Source organism: Saccharopolyspora galaxeae, assembly GCF_016526145.1.
Lineage (GTDB): Bacteria > Actinomycetota > Actinomycetes > Mycobacteriales > Pseudonocardiaceae > Saccharopolyspora_C > Saccharopolyspora_C galaxeae.
This window is the reverse complement of the sequence record NZ_JADDUE010000003.1, coordinates 550,825-570,020: the sequence shown is the minus strand read 5'-3', so window position 1 is coordinate 570,020 and position 19,196 is coordinate 550,825. Positions and strand designations below refer to the sequence as shown.

Genomic DNA, 19,196 nt, shown 5'->3' with positions numbered 1-19,196 from the left:
GCAGCCGATCCCGCACCGGCGCCGCCTGATCGACGACGAGGTCACCCTAGAACCGGGGCGCCGGAAGACGCTGTGACGCAAGGCACCGTTGAACGGGCGGATCGGGTGATTGTGGACTCATCGCGGAACGGCGGTTCCGATACCTCGTCATCGCTGGAGAAAGCCCACTTCTGCAGGGAGAGCGACCGATCGTCCAGAGCGAGCGCGTCGTCATCAGGGGAAGAACGCGTCGTTCCCCGGACACAGCACGGCCTCGCGGTCGGGTACGTCCCGGGATTGCCCAGCGCGTGCACTTCGCACCGCCGACACTGCACGGCCGGCAAGGCCGCGGCGGCCCATCCGTCGTTCGGCGGCATTGCGGCCGGGCTATGCCGGTGCGCGCAGGCCATTTCGCTGCGAGGGCCCCACCTGGCGAAGCAGGGCACCCCGCGCAGCGACGGTGGCTCAGGACTCCTCGTGCTGACGCCCGCGGTGCAGCAGCGAGTGCCGGTATCCGTACGCGGCGTAGACGATCAAGCCGAGCACGAACCAGGCGCCGAAGCGCAACCAGGTCAGCGGTTCCAGGAACGTCACCAGCCACAGCGAGAACACGATGCCGATCACCGGCACGATCGGCATCCCCGGCGTGCGGAAGCCGCGCGGCAGGTCGGGCCGCCGGTAGCGCAGCACGATCACCGCCGCGCACACCACGACGAACGCCAGCAGGATGCCGATGTTGGTCAGCTCCGCGGCCTCCTCGATCGGCAGCAGGCCGGCGATCGCGGCGGCGGCGATGCCGATCAGCCAGGTGAACCTGGACGGCACCTTGCGCACCGGATGCGTGCGGGAGAACCAGCGCGGCAGCAACCCGTCCCGGCTCATCGCGAACCCGACTCGGGTCGCGCCGAGCATGAAGGTGAACAGCACGGTGAGGATGCCCAGGATCGCGCCGACCGCGATGATCGCGCCCACCACCGGCAGCCCGACGTCGGCGAAGGCGGTCGCGAACGCGCTCTCCGAGCTGATCTGCTGGTACGGGATCATCCCGGTGAGCACCAGGCAGCACAGCACGTACAGCACCATCGAGATGATCAGCGAGTACAGGATGGCCTTCGGCATGTGCTTCTGGGATTCCTTGGACTCTTCGGCCGCGGTGCTCAGCGCGTCGTAACCGAACACCGCGAAGAACACGGTCGCCGCCCCGGTTACCGCGCCGCTGATCCCGAACGGGAAGAACGGCGTGTAGTTGCCCGCTTTGATGTGGAACGCGCCCACGATCAGCACCAGCAGCACGATCGCGACCTTCAGGTAGACCAGGGCGCTCTCGAACCGGGCGGCATTGCGCATGCCCTGGTTCAGCACGAACGCGATGAGCAGGCACAGCACCACCGCGAACAGGTTGATCTTGTAACTGCCGGGCGGCGCGTCGGTTCCCTCGGTGCCCGGTGCGCCGAGCATCCACATCGGCAGGTCGAGGTGCAGGAAGCCGAGCAGCTCGTTGAAGTAACCGGAGATCCCGATCGCGACCACCGACACGATCGCGGTGTACTCCAGCAGCAGGTCCCAGCCGATCAGCCAGCCGACCACCTCGCCGAGCACCGCGTAACCGTAGGTGTAGGCCGAACCCGCTTTCGGGATCATGCCGGCGAATTCCGCGTAGGAGAACGCCGCTGCGGCACTTGCGATGCCCGCGATCAGGAACGAGACGAGCACTGCCGGTCCCGCCTTGCCGTGCGCTACCGCCCCGGCCAGCGAGAAGATCCCCGCGCCGATGATGCCGCCGACCCCGATCGCGGTGAGCTGCCAGAGCCCCAGGGTTCGTTGCAGCCCGGTGCTGGACTCCTCGTTGTCCTCGGCGATCGAGTCGATCGGCTTGCGCCGCAGTACTCCGCTGCCCGGGCTGAGCCCTGGTACCGCCATGGCATCCTCCTGGTGAGGGTCCGTCGATTCCGGCGAAAAATACGCGCTCCGGGAAAGCCCGGTGGTTGTCGGGGCCAACGAGGTTTGCCGGTGTTCGTTGTGCACTCCTACGATGATCAAGAACAGGTCGCGGCCGCGACGCCGTTCGATCTCGCCTTGCGTGCGGAACTCGGCACCGGCCGTGATGACCGGCCGAGACTCCAGTCCGCGTCCGGGTGGGAGAGAGTGCGATGTTCGCGTGACGGGGCGGCTTCGCGCTCGTTAGTGTTCACGTCCGCGCGAGGTGCGTGTCACGCGATGGAGGGTGATCACCAGATGTCCAGTTACCGCAGCGTCGTCGTCGGCACCGACGGCTCGCCGCCTTCGTTGCGGGCGGTGCGCCGTGCCGCCGAGGTCGCGCGTGACTCCGCTGCCAAGTTGGTCGTCGTGTGCGCCTACTACCCGAGCAGCGAGCGCGAGGTGGAGCAGGCTCAGGACGAGCTCGGCGACGAGGCGTTCCAGGTGGTCGGTTCCGCGCCTGCCGAGCAGACGCTGCTGGAGGCCGCCGATGAGGCGCGGCAGGCGGGTGCGTCCGACGTGGACACCGTCGCGGTGGTGGGCGCTCCGGTGAACTCGCTGATCGAGACCGCCAACAGCTCGTCGGCGGATCTGCTGATCGTCGGCAGCAGGGGGCTGAACACGCTCAAAGGCCGGTTGCTCGGCTCGGTGCCCGCGGACGTGTGCCGTCGGGCGGATTGCGATGTGCTCGTTGTCCGAACCTCGCGATGACCCTGCGGCCTCCGGGCCGGACGCGGAACGCTCGATGGGCAGCGAGGCGCTGATCGGCGAGGCCCTGCTGGGCGGGCACCCGAAGTACCGCAAGGCCGACGTGGCCGAGGCGGCTGGTGTGGACCTCGCACGGGCGGAACGGCTCTGGCAGGCGATGGGCTTCGCGCACGTCGACGACGAGGCGGTCGTGTTCACCGACGCCGACGTGCAGGCGTTGCAGATGCTCGTGCAGCTGGTCTCCGCCGAGGTGATCACCTCCGAGGTGGAGACCGCGGTCGCCAGGACGTTGGCGCAGACCATGTCGCGACTGGCCGAATGGCAGGTCGGAATCTTCAAAGCGGTGCTCGGCGACCGCTTCGCCGAAGACCTGGACATCACCGCGCAATTCGCGGAGGCGATCACGCCGGTGATGGACCACCTGCAGGGCTACGTCTGGCGGCGGCACCTGGCCGCGACCGCCGCCCGCGAGCTCAGCGAGGGCGACCCGGGGGTGGACGAGCGGGTGCAGGTGATCGGCTTTGCCGACCTGGTCGGCTACACCCGCCTGATCCGGGACTTCAGCGAGGTCGAGCTGGCGGGGCTGATCAACGACTTCGAGGAGCTGGCGACCGGTGTGGTCGCCGAGAACCACGGCCGGATCGTGAAGACGGTCGGCGACGAAGTCCTGTTCGTCACCGACACGTCGGCGGAAGCGGCCGAGATCGCGCTGACGCTGAACGAGAAGATCACCGGGGAAGGCAGGCTGCCACCGCTGCGCATCGGACTGGCACGCGGCACCGTGCTGGCGCGGTTCGGTGACGTGTACGGATCCACGGTGAACATCGCCAGCAGGTTGACCTCCGTCGCACGTCCGGCCTCGGTGCTGGTGGATCGCGAGCTCGCGGCTGCGCTGCGGGAGAACCCGGCCTTTTCCCTCACGTCCATCGGCCCTACGAAAGTGCAGGGTTTCCGCGGTCTGCGCGCGTGGGCGCTGCGCAGAACTCGCTGACCGCACCGAAAAAGCCCGACTTTGCTCTGTTCGAGTGAAGCCGTAGGTAACTGCTTGCTGCTGCGAACGCGGTGCCTCTAGCTTCAGCCGCGGCGGGATCGACGGTCTCGCCGATCCCGCTCAGGGATCCAGGGGAGCAGCGGACATCTGGGGAGAAGTCGTCCGCGAACGATCGGCATCGATTCTTCGATCGCGCCGAGGCTCGGCTCAGTCCGGACCGGTCACCTACCGGTGTGCCGCGCGATCGGTGTCGCCGAATGCGCACGAGTGCCCGGGGTCCGATTTTCGGCACCAGCACGCATTCACAGCAGGGGGTTCGAGCAATGGCATCGCACGGTCAGCAGAATCGTGGGCAATACGTGCAGCCGGGCAGCGAAGCGGCCGGTGGCCGGTTCGGCCGGATGTTCCCCACGGTTGCGCCGCGGGAAGCAACCGGGCTGGCGAAAGCCGAGGAATTCGGCCTGCCCGGTGGCAAGGTCGACGGCGGGGAAACCACCGAGGAACAGCTCAGCACCGTGCTCGACTCGGGGTTCACCTACTTCGGCCAGTTCGTCGATCACAACGTCACCTTCGACCCGACCAGCATGCTCGGGCAGGAGGTCGATCCGAAGGCACTGCGCAACTTCCGGCCACCGCGGCTGGACCTGGACAACGTCTACGGCGGCGGGCCGGTCGTCAATGAGTACCTGTACGACCCGGAATCCAAGGGCACCAAGCTGGCACTCGATCCCGGCGGACACGACTTCGCGCGCACCGGCAACGACATCGCGTTGATCGGCGATCCGCGCAACGACGAGAACCTGCTGATCGCGCAATTCCACCTCGCGGTCATCAAGTTCCACAACAGGGTCGTCGATGACCTGCGGTCCGGTCAGATCACCGACGTCCTCGGGGCCGGTTTCCCGGCGCAGCCCGCGGACCCGCCGGATGACTTGGAAGGCGCCAAGCTGGACGATCTGCTCGCGCTCGAGGACTACTACGGTGATCTCCTGCGCAAGGCCCAGCAGGTGACCCGCTGGCACTACCAGTGGATTCTGCACCGGCAATTCCTGCCGCAGATCGTCGGGACCGACCTCATCGAGGACATCACCGAGAACGGCCTGCGCTTCTACGACCCCGGCGAGCAGCCGTTCATCCCGGTGGAGTTCGCGGTGGCCGGATACCGCTTCGGGCACTCCACCATTCGCTCGCGCTACCAGGTCAACGCGGAGTTCGCGGCCGACCTCTTCCCGCTCGACCCGGAGGCCGACGAGCAACCGCGCAGCGATCTGCGCGGCGGCCCGGTGCGCCCGGAGCACGCGGTGGACTGGCGGTACTTCTTCCAGATCGACCCGGAGATCGAGGCGGCGAAGGCGAAGCGGCTGGAGGCCAAGCTCAACCGCCGGCTGCTGGACCTGCCGGTGCGGGCGGTGCCCGGTGCCCGCGAGGGCGCCCTGCCCTCGCAGCTCGGTTCGCTGGTGGTGCGCAACCTGCTGCGCAGCGAAGCTCAGGAGTTGCCGTCGGGCCAGGACATCGCACGCAAGATCGGCGAGATCCCGCTGACCGACGAGGAACTGGACAGCGAGGGCCCGATCTACCTCTGGTACTACCTGCTCAAGGAGGCGGAGGTGCTGCACGGGGGCCGCCAGCTCGGTCCCGTGGGCGGACGCATCGTGGCCGAGACGCTGATCGGCATCCTGCAAGCCGACCCGGCGTCGTACCTGTCGGTGTTCCCGCGCTGGGAACCCAACATCGGCGGAGCGGGCAGCGAGTTCGGCATCGCCGACTTCCTGACCTACGCGGGTGTCGTGCCGAAGCGTTGACTCCCGTGGCCGTGGGTGGGCATACCCCACCCACGGCTCGCCGGGCCGCTGGCCGGTCCTGGGGCGGAGTGGTCGCCGGGAGACGCAGCGGCGACAGGCATTCAGAACCGCCCGATCGGAATCTCGAAGTGCACCGCGGGGCTGTGCGCCGGGTCGTTCCGCCCGTCGAAGATCTCGTCGGCGATGCCTCGCCAGAACGGCTCCGCGCCGTCGATGCCTGCGTTGGTGTGCAAGTAGATCCGCTCGTAGCCGGGGGTGTCGGCGACGAATCGGCAGGCCGTTTCGACCAGTCCGCGCGCCAGCCCGTGCCGCCGGTGCTCCGGCCGGACGTAAACCCGGAAGATCTGGGCGGTGCTGCCGGACGGGTAGCGCTCCGCGAGCCACCCCGGATGCGGCGGGCTTTTCGGGCCGTCGGCGCGGACCGCGGCGGTGCCCACCACTTCGTCGCCGCGGGCCGCCACGAACAGCGCCTGCCGCGGGTGGTCGAAGTACGTGGCGGACATGTCGATCACGTCGTGATGCCACTTGGGGCTGTAGCCGTGCCCGAAGACCTCGTAGAAGGTGTCCAGCATGACCGACCGGGCCCCGTCGGCGTCCGAGCGGCGGGCGGGCCGGATCTCGTAGCCGGCCGCTCCGCGCCGGAGACCTGGCGCTGCCGGATCATCACCGACCGTGCGCCGCCGGTCGACCGTGGGTTGTTGCGATGCGTGCATGTCACCTCCGCGCGGCCGATGTGATCAAGATCGCTCGGCTTGTTGGAAATCATGTGCAACAGAGGCTATCCGGTGCTGCGCTCAACGGGTGATCCAGGGTGGCTGACCTGCGGAGTCATTCGCGTTCACGCATTGGTGCCCGAGTGGTCCCCGACGGGCGCGACCGGGCGGTTCCGCCCGATTTGACCGGGCGGCCGAACAACTCCGCGCGACGAGTCGCCGGAAGTGGGATGCCGCTGCCCCGTCCGCGCAATAAAGTCGGGAGCCATGGGAGTCGATCCGGGTACCTCGGGAGCCGTTTCCAGCCATTCCGAGGAGGTCGCCGCCCTGGTCGGCAGCTACGCCAGGATTCCTCCGGGGGAGCCGGTGCGGCTGGCGAAGCCGACCTCGAACCTCTTCCGGTTCCGCGGCGACTCGACCGCTCCCGGGCTCGACGTGGGCCGGATGAACCGCGTGCTCTCGGTCGATCCGGCGGACGGCACCGCGCAGGTGCAGGGCATGGCGACCTACGAAACCGTCGTCGACGCGCACCTGCCGACCGGGCACATGCCGCTGGTGATCCCGCAGCTCAAGACGATCACGCTCGGCGGTGCGGTGGCCGGTCTCGGCATCGAGGCCACTTCCTTCCGCAACGGGCTGCCGCACGAGTCCGTGCGGGAGATGGAGATCCTCACCGGCAGCGGTGAAGTCGTGGTGGCCCGCCCGGACAACGAGCACGCCGATCTTTTCCGCGGTTTCCCGAACTCCTACGGAACCCTCGGCTACGCCCTGCGGCTGCAGGTCGAGATCGAGCGGACCGAACCGTACGTGCGGGTCCGCCACGTCCGGTTCTCGACCGCCGAGGAATGCGCGGCCGCCATCGTCGAGATCTGCCGCGACGGCGAGTTCGAGGGTCACCGCGTCGATTTCCTCGACGGCACGGTCTTCGCCGCCGACGAGCAGTACCTATCGATCGGCACCTACGTCCCGGAAGCACCGGTGACGAGCGATTACACCGGTCAAGCCGTCTACTACCGCTCGCTGCGCGAGCACCAGGCGGACCATCTGCGCACGCATGACTACCTGTGGCGCTGGGACACCGACTGGTTCTGGTGCTCCCGTGCTTTCGGTGTGCAACATCCCGCGGTGCGGCGGCTGTGGCCGCGCAAGTACCGGCGTTCGGACGTATACCGGCGCATCGTGGCGTGGGACCGCCGAGTGGGTTTCAGCGACCGGCTCGCGCGTGCGCGCGGCGGCGCGGGCAGCGAGCCGGTGATCCAGGACGTGGAGATCCCGGTCGATCGGCTCGCGGAGTTCCTGGAGTTCTTCCACCGCGAGATCGGCATCGCCCCGGTGTGGCTGTGCCCGGTGCAGCTGCGCGACCGGCAGGGCTGGCCGCTGTACCCGATGGATCCGGACACGCTCTACGTCAACGTGGGCTTCTGGTCGGCGGTGCAGTTGCGGCCGGGGGAGCGGCTGGGCGACTACAACCGCGCGATCGAGGACTTCGTGAGCCGGATCGACGGGCACAAGTCGCTGTACTCGGACTCCTACTACGACGAGGACGAGTTCTGGCGGCTCTACAACCGTCCCGCCTACGAACAACTGAAACAGCGCTACGACCCGGACGGCCGGTTGCCCGGTCTGTACGAGAAGTGCGTGGGCAAGCCGTAGGGTCGGCAGGGAGGAGAACCGGAAATGGGTCTGGCAGAGGTGTTCCCGCGCATTCTGGGCGACGGTCTCGACGTGGAGTTCCGCGCCTACGATGGCAGCCGAGCGGGACGAGCCGGAGCCGACGTCGGCGTGCAGGTCCGTTCCCCGCTGGCGTTCTCGCACTTGGCGGCCGCACCGGACGAGCTGGGGCTCGCCCGCGCCTACATCACCGGGGCGTTGGAAGTGCACGGCGACATGTACACCGCGCTTTCCCGGTTCCCGGCCATCGCGCTGCAGGCGGTCTCGGCCCGCACCAAGCTCGAAGTCGGCGCCAGGCTCGCCGCGCGGCGTTTCTGGTGGCCGGTGCGCCCACCGGAGCAGGAGTACCGCCCGCGCGGGCTGCGGCACTCGAAGGCCCGCGACAGCAAGTCGGTCTCCTACCACTACGACGTGTCGAACCGCTTCTACGAGTGGGTGCTCGGCCCGTCGATGGCCTACACCTGCGCGGTCTACCCGGACGCGGCCTCCACTTTGGAGCAGGCGCAGTTCACCAAGCACGACCTGGTCGCGCGGAAACTGGGGCTGCGCGAGGGAATGCGGCTGCTGGACATCGGCTGCGGCTGGGGCGGCATGGTGATGCACGCCGCCAAGCACTACGGCGTGCGGGCGCTGGGCGTGACGCTGTCGCAGCAGCAGGCGCAATGGGCACAGAAGGCCATTGTGGACAGCGGGCTCGCGGATCTGGCCGAAGTCCGCTACCTGGACTACCGGGACGTGCCGGAGACGGGGTTCGACGCGGTCAGCTCGATCGGGCTGACCGAGCACATCGGCCGCGCTGAACTGCCCGCCTACTTCTCCTCGCTGCGGGACAAGCTGCAGCCGGGCGGACGGCTGCTCAACCACTGCATCACCCGGCCCGACGGGACCCGCAAGACCAAGCCGGGCAAGTTCATCGGCCGCTACGTTTTCCCGGACGGTGAGCTGGAGGGGCCGGGCACGCTGATGTCGGCCATGCACGACAACGGCTTCGAGGTCCGGCACGAGGAGAACCTCCGGGAGCACTACGCGCTGACCCTCCGGGACTGGTGCGCGAACCTGGAGGCGCACTGGGACGAAGCGGTGCGCGAGGTGGGGCCCGCGCGGGCGCGGATCTGGCGGCTGTACATGGCCGCTTCCCGGCTGGGCTTCGAGAAGAACAACATCCAGCTGCACCAGATGCTCGGAGTGCGCCTCGACGACACCGATGCGCGGATGCCGCTGCGGCCCGCGTGGTGATTCAGGCCGGTGTGAGTTCGTCGAGAGACACCGCCGGGACGAGTTCGCTGACGGGGGTGCGCACCCACCACGCACCCTCGCGGCGTTCCTGCCGGTTCGCGAAGCGGTAGCGGAACAGCCGCGCGCGCACCAGCGCCGGAGGTTCGTCCGGGAACGGGTTGTGCCGCAACAACTTCAGCGCGTGCCGGTCGTTGCGCAGCATCGCCCGCAGCAGCCCGGGAAGCCAGCTGCGTCCGTAGCCGGGCGAGATCGCCACGAACCACATCAGCCAGTCCAGCCGCAGGTGGTACGGCGCGAACTGGCGCGGTCTGCGCCGCGGATCTCCCGGTTTGCCGGGGAATTCGTACTCCTGCCAACCGGATTCCCCGGTGCGGTCGGAAGTTCCCTCCAGCACCACCTCGTAGCGGGTGCGGGTGACGCTGCCGAACGCGCCGTAGGTGTTGGCCAGGTGCAGCTTGTTGAAGCTGCGGTTCATCACCTGGTGCGGGCCGATCATGTTGCGCACCGGCTGGTAGCTCAGCGCGAGCATCCCCGCGGTCACCGCCAGCACGACGATCTGGTGCCACAGCGGCGAATCCGTGGTCGGCGGTGCGGGCCAGCGCAGCAATCCGCCGTCCATCGCGGCGAACGCGAGCGTGATCGTGACCAGGTTGAGCCAGGCGAAGTTCCCGCTCAGCATCAGCCAGCCCTGAGTGATCACGATGAGCACGGCCGCGACATCGGCGCCCGGCTGCGGCGCGAACAGCGCGAACGGCACGATCAGCTGCGAGGCGTGGTTGGCGACCACTTCCACCTTGTGCAGCCGCGGGGACAGGTGGTGGAACCGGCGGCTGAGCGGCCCGGGCATCGGCTGCGTCTCGTGGTGGTAGTGCAGCGCGGTCAGGTCCCGCCAGCACGGATCGCCGCGCATCTTGATCAGCCCGGCGCCGAACTCGACGCGGAACAGCAGCCAGCACAGCAGCCACATGATCGGTGCCGGGGGAGTCGTGTGCGCAGGGCCCAGGAAGATCGCCAGGAACCCGGCCTCCAGCAGCAGCGACTCCCAGCCGAAGCCGTACCAGATCTGCCCGACGTTGACGATCGACAGGTACAACGCCCACAGCACGGCCCACACGAGCATCCAGGCCCACACCGGTAGCAGGCCGACCAAGCCCACCAGCGCCGCGCCGCTGAGCACCGTCCCGGTCCACGCGACGACGCCGAAAAAGCGGTCGGAGTAGTGCAGGTGGAACAGGCTCGGCGCGCGGCGGAAACCCACCGCCGATAGGAAGCGCGGCACCGGGGTCAGGCCGTGCTCGCCGGCCAGCGGCCGGAACTGGTGCACCGCGGAGGCGAAGCCCAGCAGGTACACCGCCGCCAGCAGGTGCGAGACGACGGCCCGCGCCTGCCAGTACTCCGGCGCCCAGAACCACGCGCCCACGGCGGTCTCCTTCCGGTCCCTGCCCGCTCGCTCACCCGCAGTGTGCCCAGGCGGCCGATCCGGCACGCCTGGCCCCTGCGCTTGCCCACCCCACCAGCCGAGTCGTTGCCGACCTGGGCCCGCACGACTCCGTGCGATCTGGCTCGCCCGAAACTCCGGCGACCGAGCGGCTCCCCGACCTTCCGCCCCGGGCCTGGAATCCCCGGTCTCCCCGGCCGCTCCTTAGAATCGCTGCGCAGGGGAGGCGGAAAGGGTGTTCAACGATGTCGCACGACTGTTGGCGTGCCCGCATTGCGGGCGCGGTCTGCAACCAGCGGGGCGCACGCTGCGCTGCCCGGCGAACCACTCGTTCGACCTGGCCAGACAGGGTTACGTGAGCCTGCTGGGCGGGCGGGGCGCACCGGGACCCGGCGACACCGCCGAGATGGTGGCTGCACGCGCCGGTTTCCTCGCTTCCGGGCACTACGCACCGATCGCAGAAGCACTCGCCGACGTCACCGCGGCGACGCACACCGGCGGACCGGTGCTGGACGTCGGCGCCGGGACCGGCCACTACCTCGGGCGAGTGCTGGATGCGCTGCCCGGCGAGATCGGCGTCGCGCTGGACGTGTCGAAGTACGCTTCCCGGCGGGCCGCGAAGGCCCACCCGCGCGCCGCGGCCGTGCTCGCCGACGCTTGGCGGACCTTGCCCGTGCGCGACGCCGCATTCGCCACCGCGCTGAACGTGTTCGCCCCGCGCAACGCCGTCGAGACGCACCGCGTGCTGCGCCCGGGCGGGCACCTCGTGGTGGTCACGCCGAACTCCGGGCACCTGGCCGAGTTGGTGTCCGAACTGGACCTGCTCACCGTGGACGAGCGCAAGCAGCAGCGGCTCCGGGAGCAGCTCACCGACCACTTCGAGCCGGTGCGCAGCCGGCGGTGCGAGTTCGCCATGCGGCTCACCGCCGAAGAAGTGGCCGCCGTGGTCGGCATGGGCCCGAACGCCTGGCATTCCACGGAATCCCTTTCGGCTCGTATCGCCGCGCTGCCGGACTCCTTCCCCATCACGGGCTCCGTCACCGTTTCAGTCCAGCGTAGGCGCTGATCGACCGATTTTCGGGCGTTTTCGGCACTCCCCGTGTTGGAATATGCCAACTGCTCGGCTAGATGGGGAAATGCGAGTAGGCGCCAGAGGGGCAAGTATGGTCTCGGTCGCCGGGATGACGAGATCGATTTCTGGGTGGGGTATGGAGTCCGCGAAAATGCTTGCGCAACGGATCGAGCGGGAAATAGAATCGCTCGGCGAAGCCTCCGAAAAGCGGGTCAAGGAGGTCGTCGAGCACATTGCGATCCCTCCCGCGGAGCCGTCGACGTACCCGTTTAACGGGTACGTCGAGTCGGTTAGGGTCCAGGGCATCCGGTCTTTCGGTGCGGAGCAGGAACTGGAACTTTCCCGGGGTCTTACGATCCTGTACGCGGAGAACGGAACCGGCAAGACCAGCATCATCGACGCCGTCGAGTTGCTTACCAAAGGGGTGACAACTCGCGCGTCGCAACCCGCCGGTCCGGCGGGCGAGGTCAAGGACGAGAACAATGTCCCTTATTCTGACGTCGACGGAAAATTGACGGACATCGAGCCGAATGTATCAATATCCTGGATACAGGACGGAAAGCCGGGACGAGCGGTTTGGAACGGAGCGTGGGGTCAGGCCGCAGCGGATGCACCACCGGTGCAGCTGATTGCTCGTCGCCGGTTGCGAGAGGTCATCAACTTGTCCGGGGCGGATCGAGCCGATCTCCTTGGCCACGCAGCTGGTCTGGGCGACTTGGCCCAGGTCTGGGGCGATGCTCAGAAAGCATTGGACCAGCGGGGGAAGGAACTCAGTTCGGTCGAAGCGTTGCCGTCAGCTGCCATGCAGGACGCCGTCACCTGGGCCGAGGGAGTGCACGACTGCACGAGCGCGGTTCCGGTCGAGGAGATCGCGAAGTTGGTGGAGCGGAACGCGCAGCAGGCCATCGCGCGGTGCGCTCCGGATTCTCGCGGGCCCGGCGAGAGATTGTCCGAGGCTTGGGAGGCGCCGCTCCCGCGGCCTCCTGAGGTCCTCCCAGCAGCGGGGCTCGAAGATTTGGTGCAACGGCTCACTGACCAAGAGTCCCGTGAAGTTCCGCGTCTGTCGGAAGCCCTCGATCAGGCCACTCTGCGTCTGCTCGAGTCCTTCGCGGAGGTCGCGATCGCGGGCGAGGCATGCCCGGCGTGCACCGTCGCGACCGTGACCAGTGACCGGATCGCCGCCGTGCACCGGTTACTGGAGTCGGTTCGTGACGTGCGCGAGTACCAGGAGGCTGACAGCGCTCTCCGGAAGGAAGCACGAGGGTTCGCTCAGGGGTTCCGGCCGTACCTCGAATGGCGGTTCCCGGAATGGGACGACGCAGCCGTGCGGTCGTTCGCGGGGGAGGACCGGAATTTCTCTGCCGCATACGGCGAAGCGCGGTCCTCCAAAACGGCCTGGGACCAGCAATGCACGGTGTTGTGGGACAGAATCGAGACAGCCGGACGCGAACCTTCTGCTGATTCGATGCGTTCGGTCGTGGAGGCGCTGCGGCGGCTGGTCGACCTCCGCGAAGTTGCTGACAGGAATGCTCGCGCGGCCGAGCACCTGCGTTCGGAGTTACTCCGGGACCGCAAGGACGCCGAACTTGCGAAGGCGACGTGGCGGCGGGACAACGCCCGCGCCATCGCGGAAGCCATTGACGCGCGGCGCAAGCGGGACGTCGACGCGCGGAATCTCAGGATCGCGGCCCAGCGCCTCAAAGCTCGCCGTGCTGAGGTGCTGGAGGCGAAGCTCACGGCGCTCGCAGAGCCGATCAGTTCCTGGTTGCGCCGATTGGCCCCGGACCACACACCTTCGGTCCGGCTGCAGGTGAGTCCCGGAGCTCAGAAGCCGAGACTCAACGTGCTGGTCGGCCAAGGCAAGCAGACCGCGATCGGGCGCCTGTCGGACTCGCAGCTGGACATGCTCGGTCTGGCCGTGCACCTCGCGACGCTGGAGCAGGAGCAGTCCGGAGCGCCAGTGATCATTGACGATCCGACCGACATGCTCGACGCGGCAACCGTCGAAAAGCTCGCCGGGGAGGGCATTGGTGACCTCCTCGGTCCGCCGAACGGACCGGGCCGGCAGGTCGTGGTGCTCACCCACGACGAACAGTTGGTGCGATCGCTCTGGAAACATCACGGTGCTCGATGGCCGCTTACCACTCAGTGGTTCACCGAACTCGACCGTGAGATCGAGCCGACCCCGCAGTCTTTGATCAAGCCCCGATCGCCGCAAGAATATGCCGACCGGCTGAAAGCTCTGTTGCAGAGCAATGCGGACGCCGAGAACCGAATTTGGTTGCGCAGCGCTGCTGGAAATTTGGCGCGGCAGACGCTCGAGGCCATAATCGGAGACCTGTTCGAAGTCGTCGGGCCGCGCGGGCTGCGGTACTTGCCCGATCTCAGCAACGTGCGGGAGGACCGCGAGAAGCGGGGGGTGCTCAAGCACTTCGATCTGTTGGACGAGCAGTTGCGGAAGATCCAGAAGATGCATGCAGGGTGCACCGAGAGGTGCCACGCCAATGTCGCCGAATTCATCGATGAGCTCCTGGAGATGCACGCTGAACGAGGCGATTATCTGTTGAACGAAGCTAGTCACGCGAATTGTGTATATCCGAGGATCGCGCAGGTCCGGGAGTATCAGAAGAAGTTGAGCAAGAACGCGAACCGCTTCCAGCACGCCCGAAGGAAGAGTCGGGTGCCGGGTGCTAGGCCGGATGATTGGCCCGAGACCTCGGAGTGGAGCCGTGCACTGGCGGCTTGCTCCAACTGTCAGGTGCAGCAGTTTTTCCCGCACCTGTCCTGAAATGCGCAACCGGCCCGCCGGCGGATGCACGCCGACGGGCCGGTCCGAATCCGCGCCTCAGTCCTCGCTGCGGGAGATGCGGATCATGTCGTCGCGCGGCACGACCTTGATCCGCTCGCGGCCGGCTGCTTCGCCGAGGGCTTGCTCGTGCGCGTCGAGCAGCTTCCAGCCGTCCCAGGTGGTGTAGCGGACGCCGTTGTCGTCGAGCAGCCGCAGCACGCTGTCCGGGTTCGGGTCCTCCGCGGTGGGCATGGTGTCCAGGTCGGCCAACAGGTTGTTGATCGTCTCCATGGCGTCGCCCTTGGTGTGCCCGATCAGGCCGACCGGCCCGCGCTTGATCCAGCCGGTGGTGTACACGCCGGTGATGTGCTCGCCGTCCAGGTCCAGCACTCGGCCGCCGTCGTTGGGCACGGTGCCGGTGTTGTGGTCGAACGGGATGTCGGCCACCGGCGTGCTCAGGTAACCGACGGCCCGGTAGACCGCCTGCACCGGCGTGTCCTCGAACTCGCCGGTGCCGCGCACGCCGCCTGCGCCGTCGAGTTCCATGACCTCGGTGCGCAGCCCCTCGACCCGGTCGGTGCCCAGCACCTCGGTGGGTCCGCGCAGGAAGTGGAAGTGCAGCCGCCGCGGGGTGTCGTACCGCGGGTCCCGCAGCGCCCAGTCCTGGAAGGTCTTCACGATCGACTTGGTCTGGTTGTTGTCCCGGATGGCGGCTTCGCTGCCCTCGTCGAGCTCGAAGCCCTCCGGGTGCACGATCAGTTCCACGCCGGGCTGGTGGTCGAGTTCGCGCAGTTCCAGCGGGGTGAACTTGGCCTGCGCGGGACCGCGGCGGGCGTAGAGGTGCACGTCGGTGACCTGGGAGTCCCGCAGTCCCTGGTAGACGTTGTCCGGGATCTCGGTGCTCAGCAGATCGTCGGCCTGCTTGGCCAGCACCCGCGCCACGTCCAGCGCCACGTTGCCCGCGCCGATCACGGCGACCTCGCGGGCGTCCAGCGTCCAGTCCCTCGTGGTCTCCGGGTAGCCGTCGTACCAGTAGACGAACGCTGCGGCGCCGTGGCTGTGCGGCAGGTCGATGCCGGGGATGTTCAGGTCCCGGTCCTTGTCCGCGCCGGTCGAGAAGATCACCGCGTCGTAGTGCCTGCGCAGCTCGTCGAGCTTGACGTCCTCGCCGTAGTTCACGCCGCCGAGGAACCGGATCTGGTCCTTCTCCATGATCCGGCGCAGCGCGTTGACGATGCCCTTGATCCGCGGGTGGTCCGGTGCCACGCCGTACCGGATGAGCCCGTACGGCGCGGGCATCCGGTCGAGCAGGTCGATGTCCACTGGGGTCTCGGACTTCGTCAGGATGTCCGCGGCGTAGACACCGGCTGGTCCGGCCCCGACGATCGCCACTCGCAGTGGGCGGGTCATGCAAGTTCCTCCTGCTCGGATTCCGAAATCGCACGCCGGGATCGCCCGGCGTCCGGGCGCGCTTCCGGCCGGCCGGCGGCGCTGCCGGGGCCGGGCGCTGCCCGACACTTCCAGCTTAGGTTGCCCTAACCGCCGATCCCGGTATACGGACGGTGAGAAGCCTCATAGGCGCCGCTGCACGGTTCGGTCCACAAGCCGCACGGCGGCGGGTTACCGAACGCGGAGGGTCACAGTACGATCACGAGCGGCGCTGCCGGGCGTACCCGATGACGATCTTGTGCAGTACCGTCTTTCGTAGGTTGCTTGGAACGAGCGCAGCAGCAGGCGCTACCTACTTCCGCGAGTTCGCCTGCACCGAAACCGTCAGCAGGAGGCCACGATGCACCAGCGGCCGGAAGGGCTGGGTGCTGACCTCGAACGACCCAGCGTGGCGCGGTGCTACGACTACTGCCTCGGCGGTGCGCACAACTTCGCCGTCGACCGCGCGCTGGTGCGCAAGCTGCTGCACGCGGAGCCGCGGGCGCGGCACCTGGCCCGGCACAACCGGATCTTCCTGCATCGCGCGGTGCACTACTGCCTGCGCCGAGGCGTGCGGCAGTTCCTGGACCTCGGCTCCGGCATCCCCACGCTCGGCAACGTCCACGAGGTCGCGCTGCAAGCCGAACCGCGGGCGCGCGTGGTCTACGTGGACAACGATCCGGTCGCCGTGGCGCACGGGCGCACGATCCTGGAAGGCGACGATCGCGCCGACGCGGTGCACGCCGACCTGCTCGACGTGCAGTCGGTGCTGCACGCGGAGCCGGTCACCCGGCTGCTGCGGTTCAGCGAGCCCATCGGCCTGATCCTGGCCTCGGTGCTGGAGTTCGTCCCGGACGAGCTGGAACCGCACAAGGCGCTGCGCGACTACTACGACCGGATCGCGCCGGGCAGCCTGCTGTGCCTGTCGCACCTGGCCGCCGATGTCGCGCCGGAATCGGCCGCGCGGATCACCGCCATCCGCTTCGACGGCTTGCCCGGAATGGTCGCGCGCGGACGCGCCGAACTCACCGGACTGCTGGGCGGGTTCGAACCGGTCGAACCCGGCCTGGTGCCCGTCCCCGAATGGCCGCCGGAATCCACTGAGGACGATCCAGAGCGCCCGGAGGAATCGCTCATGCACGGCGTCGTCGCGCGCAAGCGAAGCGGCCGCGGAAACGCGGGTGACCCGAGGTGAACCCTTCCCCGGAACGGGCCGAGTTCGTCCGCCGCTGGACCCGCGAGATCATCCGGACCAGCTACGTGCCGCTGGCGCGCAGCGACATCGAGTCCTTCCTGGCCGGACATCTCGACGCGCTGCTGTCCGCACCGGACACCGACGCGGTGGCCGCGGCCGCCGGGGAGCTGGGCGAGCGGCTGGTGCGGGTGCACTTCACCAACCCGGCCGCGCTGGAGCGCACGCTGTGGATGCTCGGCGATCAGCTGCCGGAACCCCTCGACGGGCAGCCGACGGGGCCCGTCCGGTCGCCGCTCGTGCTGGGTTCGGTGGCCGCGGGCTACGCGGGGCAACTGCGCGAGCAGACCTTGGACGAGCAGGAAGTCATCAAGCGGGCGGTGCTGCAGGCACGGGACTCGGCCGAGGAGGCGCTGCGCGCGAGCGAGGCGCGGTTCCGCGCGGTGTTCACCTCTTCGGCGCTGGGCATCGCGATCGTCGCGCTGGACGGCACCGTCGAAGAGGTCAACTCCCCGCTGGAGCGCATCTTCGAGTCGGTGTGCGAGGCAGTGGTCGGGCGCCGCGTGTTCGACCTGGTCGACCGCAAGTGGCTACCGGAGCTGGCCGAGAACGTGGCCGCGCTGGCCGCGGGCGATGTGGACCGGTTCCAGGCCGAGACGCGGTGCAGCGGCCCGGACGGCGCGCACATCTGGACCCGGTTGTCCGCATCGCTGGTGCGCGATTCCGACGGCGAGCCGGACTACCAGGTGGTGCTCTACGAGGACATCACCCAGCGGCACATGCTCGAGGAGCAGTTCCGCAGGCAGGCCACCCTGGACCCGCTGACCGGACTGGCGAACCGCACGCAGCTCAAGACCACGCTGGACCAGGCGCTGGATCCGACGCACCCGGGGCGCCGGGTCGGGCTGTGCTACTTCGACCTGGACGGCTTCAAGGCGATCAACGACAGCCTCGGCCACCCGATAGGCGACGAGCTGCTGCGCGCGGTCGCCCAGCGGCTGCAGGTCATGGTGCTGGCCGAGGATGGGCTGGCCGCGCGGATGGGCGGCGACGAGTTCGTGGTGCTGCTGAAGGATTCGCGGGGCGCGGCCCGGCTGGTGGAGCTGGTCGAGCAGCTGCTGGCGGCGATCACCGAGCCGGTCTCCATCCGCGGCCACCAGCTCACCGCATCGGCCAGCGTCGGCGTGGTCGAGACCGCGGTGACCGACACCGGGCCGGACGAACTGCTCTCCGACGCCGACATCACGCTGTACCGGGCGAAGAACGACGGCCGGGCGCAGTGGGCGCTGTTCGACCCCGAGCACAACGCGGCCGCGCGGCGGCGGTTCCGCCTGTCGGCGTCGATGCCGAGCGCGCTCGACGACGAAGAGCTCTACATCGAGTACCGGCCGGTGGAGTACGTCGGCAGCGGCAACCTCGTCGGCGTGGAGGCCCACGTGCGCTGGGACCACCCGGAGCTGGGTGAGCTGGACGCGGCGGATTTCCTGGAGCTGGCCGAGGAGACCGGGATGATCACCCGGCTCGGCATCTGGGCGCTGGAGCGGGTCTGCGCGCACGCGGCGCACTGGCGGGAGCGGTTCGGCGACCGCTCGCCGGTGGCCGCCGTGGGCCTTTCCGCGCGGCAGCTGCACGACCCGGAACTGGTCGGCGACATGCGGCGCATCCTGCGCGAGACCGGGCTGCCCGCCGACAAGCTGGTCATCGGGGTGCCCGAGGCCGCGCTGTTCGACCAGCACGGCGACCCGGTGGACGCGCTGGAGATCTTCGACGAGATGGGGCTGCGGCTGGCGGTCTACGACTTCGGCAGGGACACCCGCGAAGCCGCCCGGCTGCGCAGTCTGCCGTTGCGCGCGGTGCGGCTGTCCGGCGGGTTCCTGGACAGCTTCGCCGCGCCGGACGGACCGGATCCGCTGGACGAGCACCTGGTGCGCAGCCTGGTCGGCACCGCCGAGCTGCTCGGCCTGCCGGTGATCGCCAACAGCGTGCACACGAAACAACAGGCGAACCGGCTGCACCGGCTCGGCGTGCACGGCGTGGTCGGCCCCTGCACAGGCGGACTGGCCTCCGCGATGGAGATCGAAGCCGCGATCATCGACAGCGGTCTGCGCTGACGAAACCGGCGCCGTCCGCGCCGGGCAGGGGCGCGAACCGGGTGGCGGGCAGCCGATAGCATCGGGCGGACGGAGTCACCGCGCGCAGCC

The 19,196-nt window shown here is 68.7% G+C and carries 13 protein-coding genes; 9 read left to right on the top strand and 4 right to left on the bottom strand.

The genetic code is table 11. From position 1 onward, the window contains the following. Window positions 1-444: 444 nt before the first annotated feature. A complete protein-coding gene (locus INP57_RS10280) occupies window positions 445-1,899 on the bottom strand; it encodes an amino acid permease (protein ID WP_200069859.1) in 1,455 nt (484 codons plus the stop codon). Window positions 1,900-2,214: 315 nt separating this feature from the next. Between INP57_RS10280 and INP57_RS10275 the strand changes: the two genes are divergently transcribed. From INP57_RS10275 to INP57_RS10265, 3 genes are all read left to right on the top strand, one after another. Beyond that, on the top strand, window positions 2,215-2,667 hold the full coding sequence (locus INP57_RS10275) for a universal stress protein (protein ID WP_200069858.1): 453 nt from the start codon (window positions 2,215-2,217) through the stop codon (window positions 2,665-2,667). Beyond that, window positions 2,648-3,655 carry an adenylate/guanylate cyclase domain-containing protein gene (locus INP57_RS10270; protein WP_233627201.1) on the top strand — a complete coding sequence of 336 codons (1,008 nt, stop codon included), beginning with the start codon at window positions 2,648-2,650 and terminating at the stop codon, window positions 3,653-3,655. Before INP57_RS10275 ends, INP57_RS10270 begins: the two co-directional genes overlap by 20 nt. Before the next feature lie 323 nt (window positions 3,656-3,978). After that, a complete protein-coding gene (locus tag INP57_RS10265; RefSeq protein ID WP_200069857.1) occupies window positions 3,979-5,457 on the top strand; it encodes a peroxidase family protein in 1,479 nt (492 codons plus the stop codon). 101 nt (window positions 5,458-5,558) lie between these two features. Here INP57_RS10265 and INP57_RS10260 read toward each other — a convergent pair whose 3' ends face one another. Further along, a complete protein-coding gene (locus tag INP57_RS10260; RefSeq protein ID WP_233627200.1) occupies window positions 5,559-6,170 on the bottom strand; it encodes a GNAT family N-acetyltransferase in 612 nt (203 codons plus the stop codon). A gap of 267 nt (window positions 6,171-6,437) precedes the next feature. Here INP57_RS10260 and INP57_RS10255 point away from each other — a divergent pair, with 267 nt between their 5' ends. Further along, a complete protein-coding gene (locus tag INP57_RS10255; RefSeq protein WP_200069856.1) occupies window positions 6,438-7,823 on the top strand; it encodes an FAD-binding oxidoreductase in 1,386 nt (461 codons plus the stop codon). A 24-nt stretch (window positions 7,824-7,847) separates the two neighbouring features. Then, entirely contained in the window at window positions 7,848-9,077 is a 1,230-nt protein-coding gene (locus INP57_RS10250) for an SAM-dependent methyltransferase (RefSeq protein WP_200069855.1), read from the top strand. Window position 9,078: 1 nt separating this feature from the next. On the opposite strand, the gene INP57_RS10245 is transcribed toward INP57_RS10250, so the two are convergent. Further along, window positions 9,079-10,497 carry a lipase maturation factor family protein gene (locus INP57_RS10245; protein ID WP_200069854.1) on the bottom strand — a complete coding sequence of 473 codons (1,419 nt, stop codon included), beginning with the start codon at window positions 10,495-10,497 and terminating at the stop codon, window positions 9,079-9,081. 253 nt (window positions 10,498-10,750) lie between these two features. Here INP57_RS10245 and INP57_RS10240 point away from each other — a divergent pair, with 253 nt between their 5' ends. Further along, window positions 10,751-11,581 carry a putative RNA methyltransferase gene (locus INP57_RS10240; RefSeq protein WP_200069853.1) on the top strand — a complete coding sequence of 277 codons (831 nt, stop codon included), beginning with the start codon at window positions 10,751-10,753 and terminating at the stop codon, window positions 11,579-11,581. Between the two features lie 142 nt (window positions 11,582-11,723). Beyond that, window positions 11,724-14,375, top strand: coding sequence for an AAA family ATPase (locus INP57_RS10235; RefSeq protein WP_200069852.1), 2,652 nt, complete (start codon window positions 11,724-11,726; stop codon window positions 14,373-14,375). Window positions 14,376-14,432: 57 nt separating this feature from the next. Here the strand turns inward: INP57_RS10235 and INP57_RS10230 are convergent, their stop codons facing one another. Continuing rightward, window positions 14,433-15,785, bottom strand: a complete 1,353-nt coding sequence (locus INP57_RS10230; RefSeq protein ID WP_200069851.1) for an FAD-dependent oxidoreductase — start codon at window positions 15,783-15,785, stop codon at window positions 14,433-14,435. Between the two features lie 379 nt (window positions 15,786-16,164). On the opposite strand from INP57_RS10230, the gene INP57_RS10225 reads away from it, so the two are divergent. Together INP57_RS10225 and INP57_RS10220 are read left to right on the top strand one after the other, a co-directional pair. Next, window positions 16,165-16,998 carry an SAM-dependent methyltransferase gene (locus INP57_RS10225; protein WP_200069850.1) on the top strand — a complete coding sequence of 278 codons (834 nt, stop codon included), beginning with the start codon at window positions 16,165-16,167 and terminating at the stop codon, window positions 16,996-16,998. Then, window positions 16,995-19,106: a putative bifunctional diguanylate cyclase/phosphodiesterase gene (locus INP57_RS10220; RefSeq protein WP_200069849.1), complete on the top strand. Its 2,112-nt coding sequence runs from the start codon at window positions 16,995-16,997 to the stop codon at window positions 19,104-19,106. Before INP57_RS10225 ends, INP57_RS10220 begins: the two co-directional genes overlap by 4 nt. Window positions 19,107-19,196: the final 90 nt, after the last annotated feature.

Bases quoted from the DNA above. Each gene is read 5' to 3' on its own strand.
- INP57_RS10280 (WP_200069859.1), bottom strand. From the start codon at position 1,899: ATGGCGGTACCAGGGCTCAGCCCGGGCAGCGGAGTACTGCGGCGCAAG.
- INP57_RS10235 (WP_200069852.1), top strand. From the start codon at position 11,724: ATGGAGTCCGCGAAAATGCTTGCGCAACGGATCGAGCGGGAAATAGAA.
- INP57_RS10230 (WP_200069851.1), bottom strand. From the start codon at position 15,785: ATGACCCGCCCACTGCGAGTGGCGATCGTCGGGGCCGGACCAGCCGGT.
- INP57_RS10260 (WP_233627200.1), bottom strand. From the start codon at position 6,170: ATGCACGCATCGCAACAACCCACGGTCGACCGGCGGCGCACGGTCGGT.
- INP57_RS10265 (WP_200069857.1), top strand. From the start codon at position 3,979: ATGGCATCGCACGGTCAGCAGAATCGTGGGCAATACGTGCAGCCGGGC.
- INP57_RS10255 (WP_200069856.1), top strand. From the start codon at position 6,438: ATGGGAGTCGATCCGGGTACCTCGGGAGCCGTTTCCAGCCATTCCGAG.
- INP57_RS10275 (WP_200069858.1), top strand. From the start codon at position 2,215: ATGTCCAGTTACCGCAGCGTCGTCGTCGGCACCGACGGCTCGCCGCCT.
- INP57_RS10225 (WP_200069850.1), top strand. From the start codon at position 16,165: ATGCACCAGCGGCCGGAAGGGCTGGGTGCTGACCTCGAACGACCCAGC.
- INP57_RS10250 (WP_200069855.1), top strand. From the start codon at position 7,848: ATGGGTCTGGCAGAGGTGTTCCCGCGCATTCTGGGCGACGGTCTCGAC.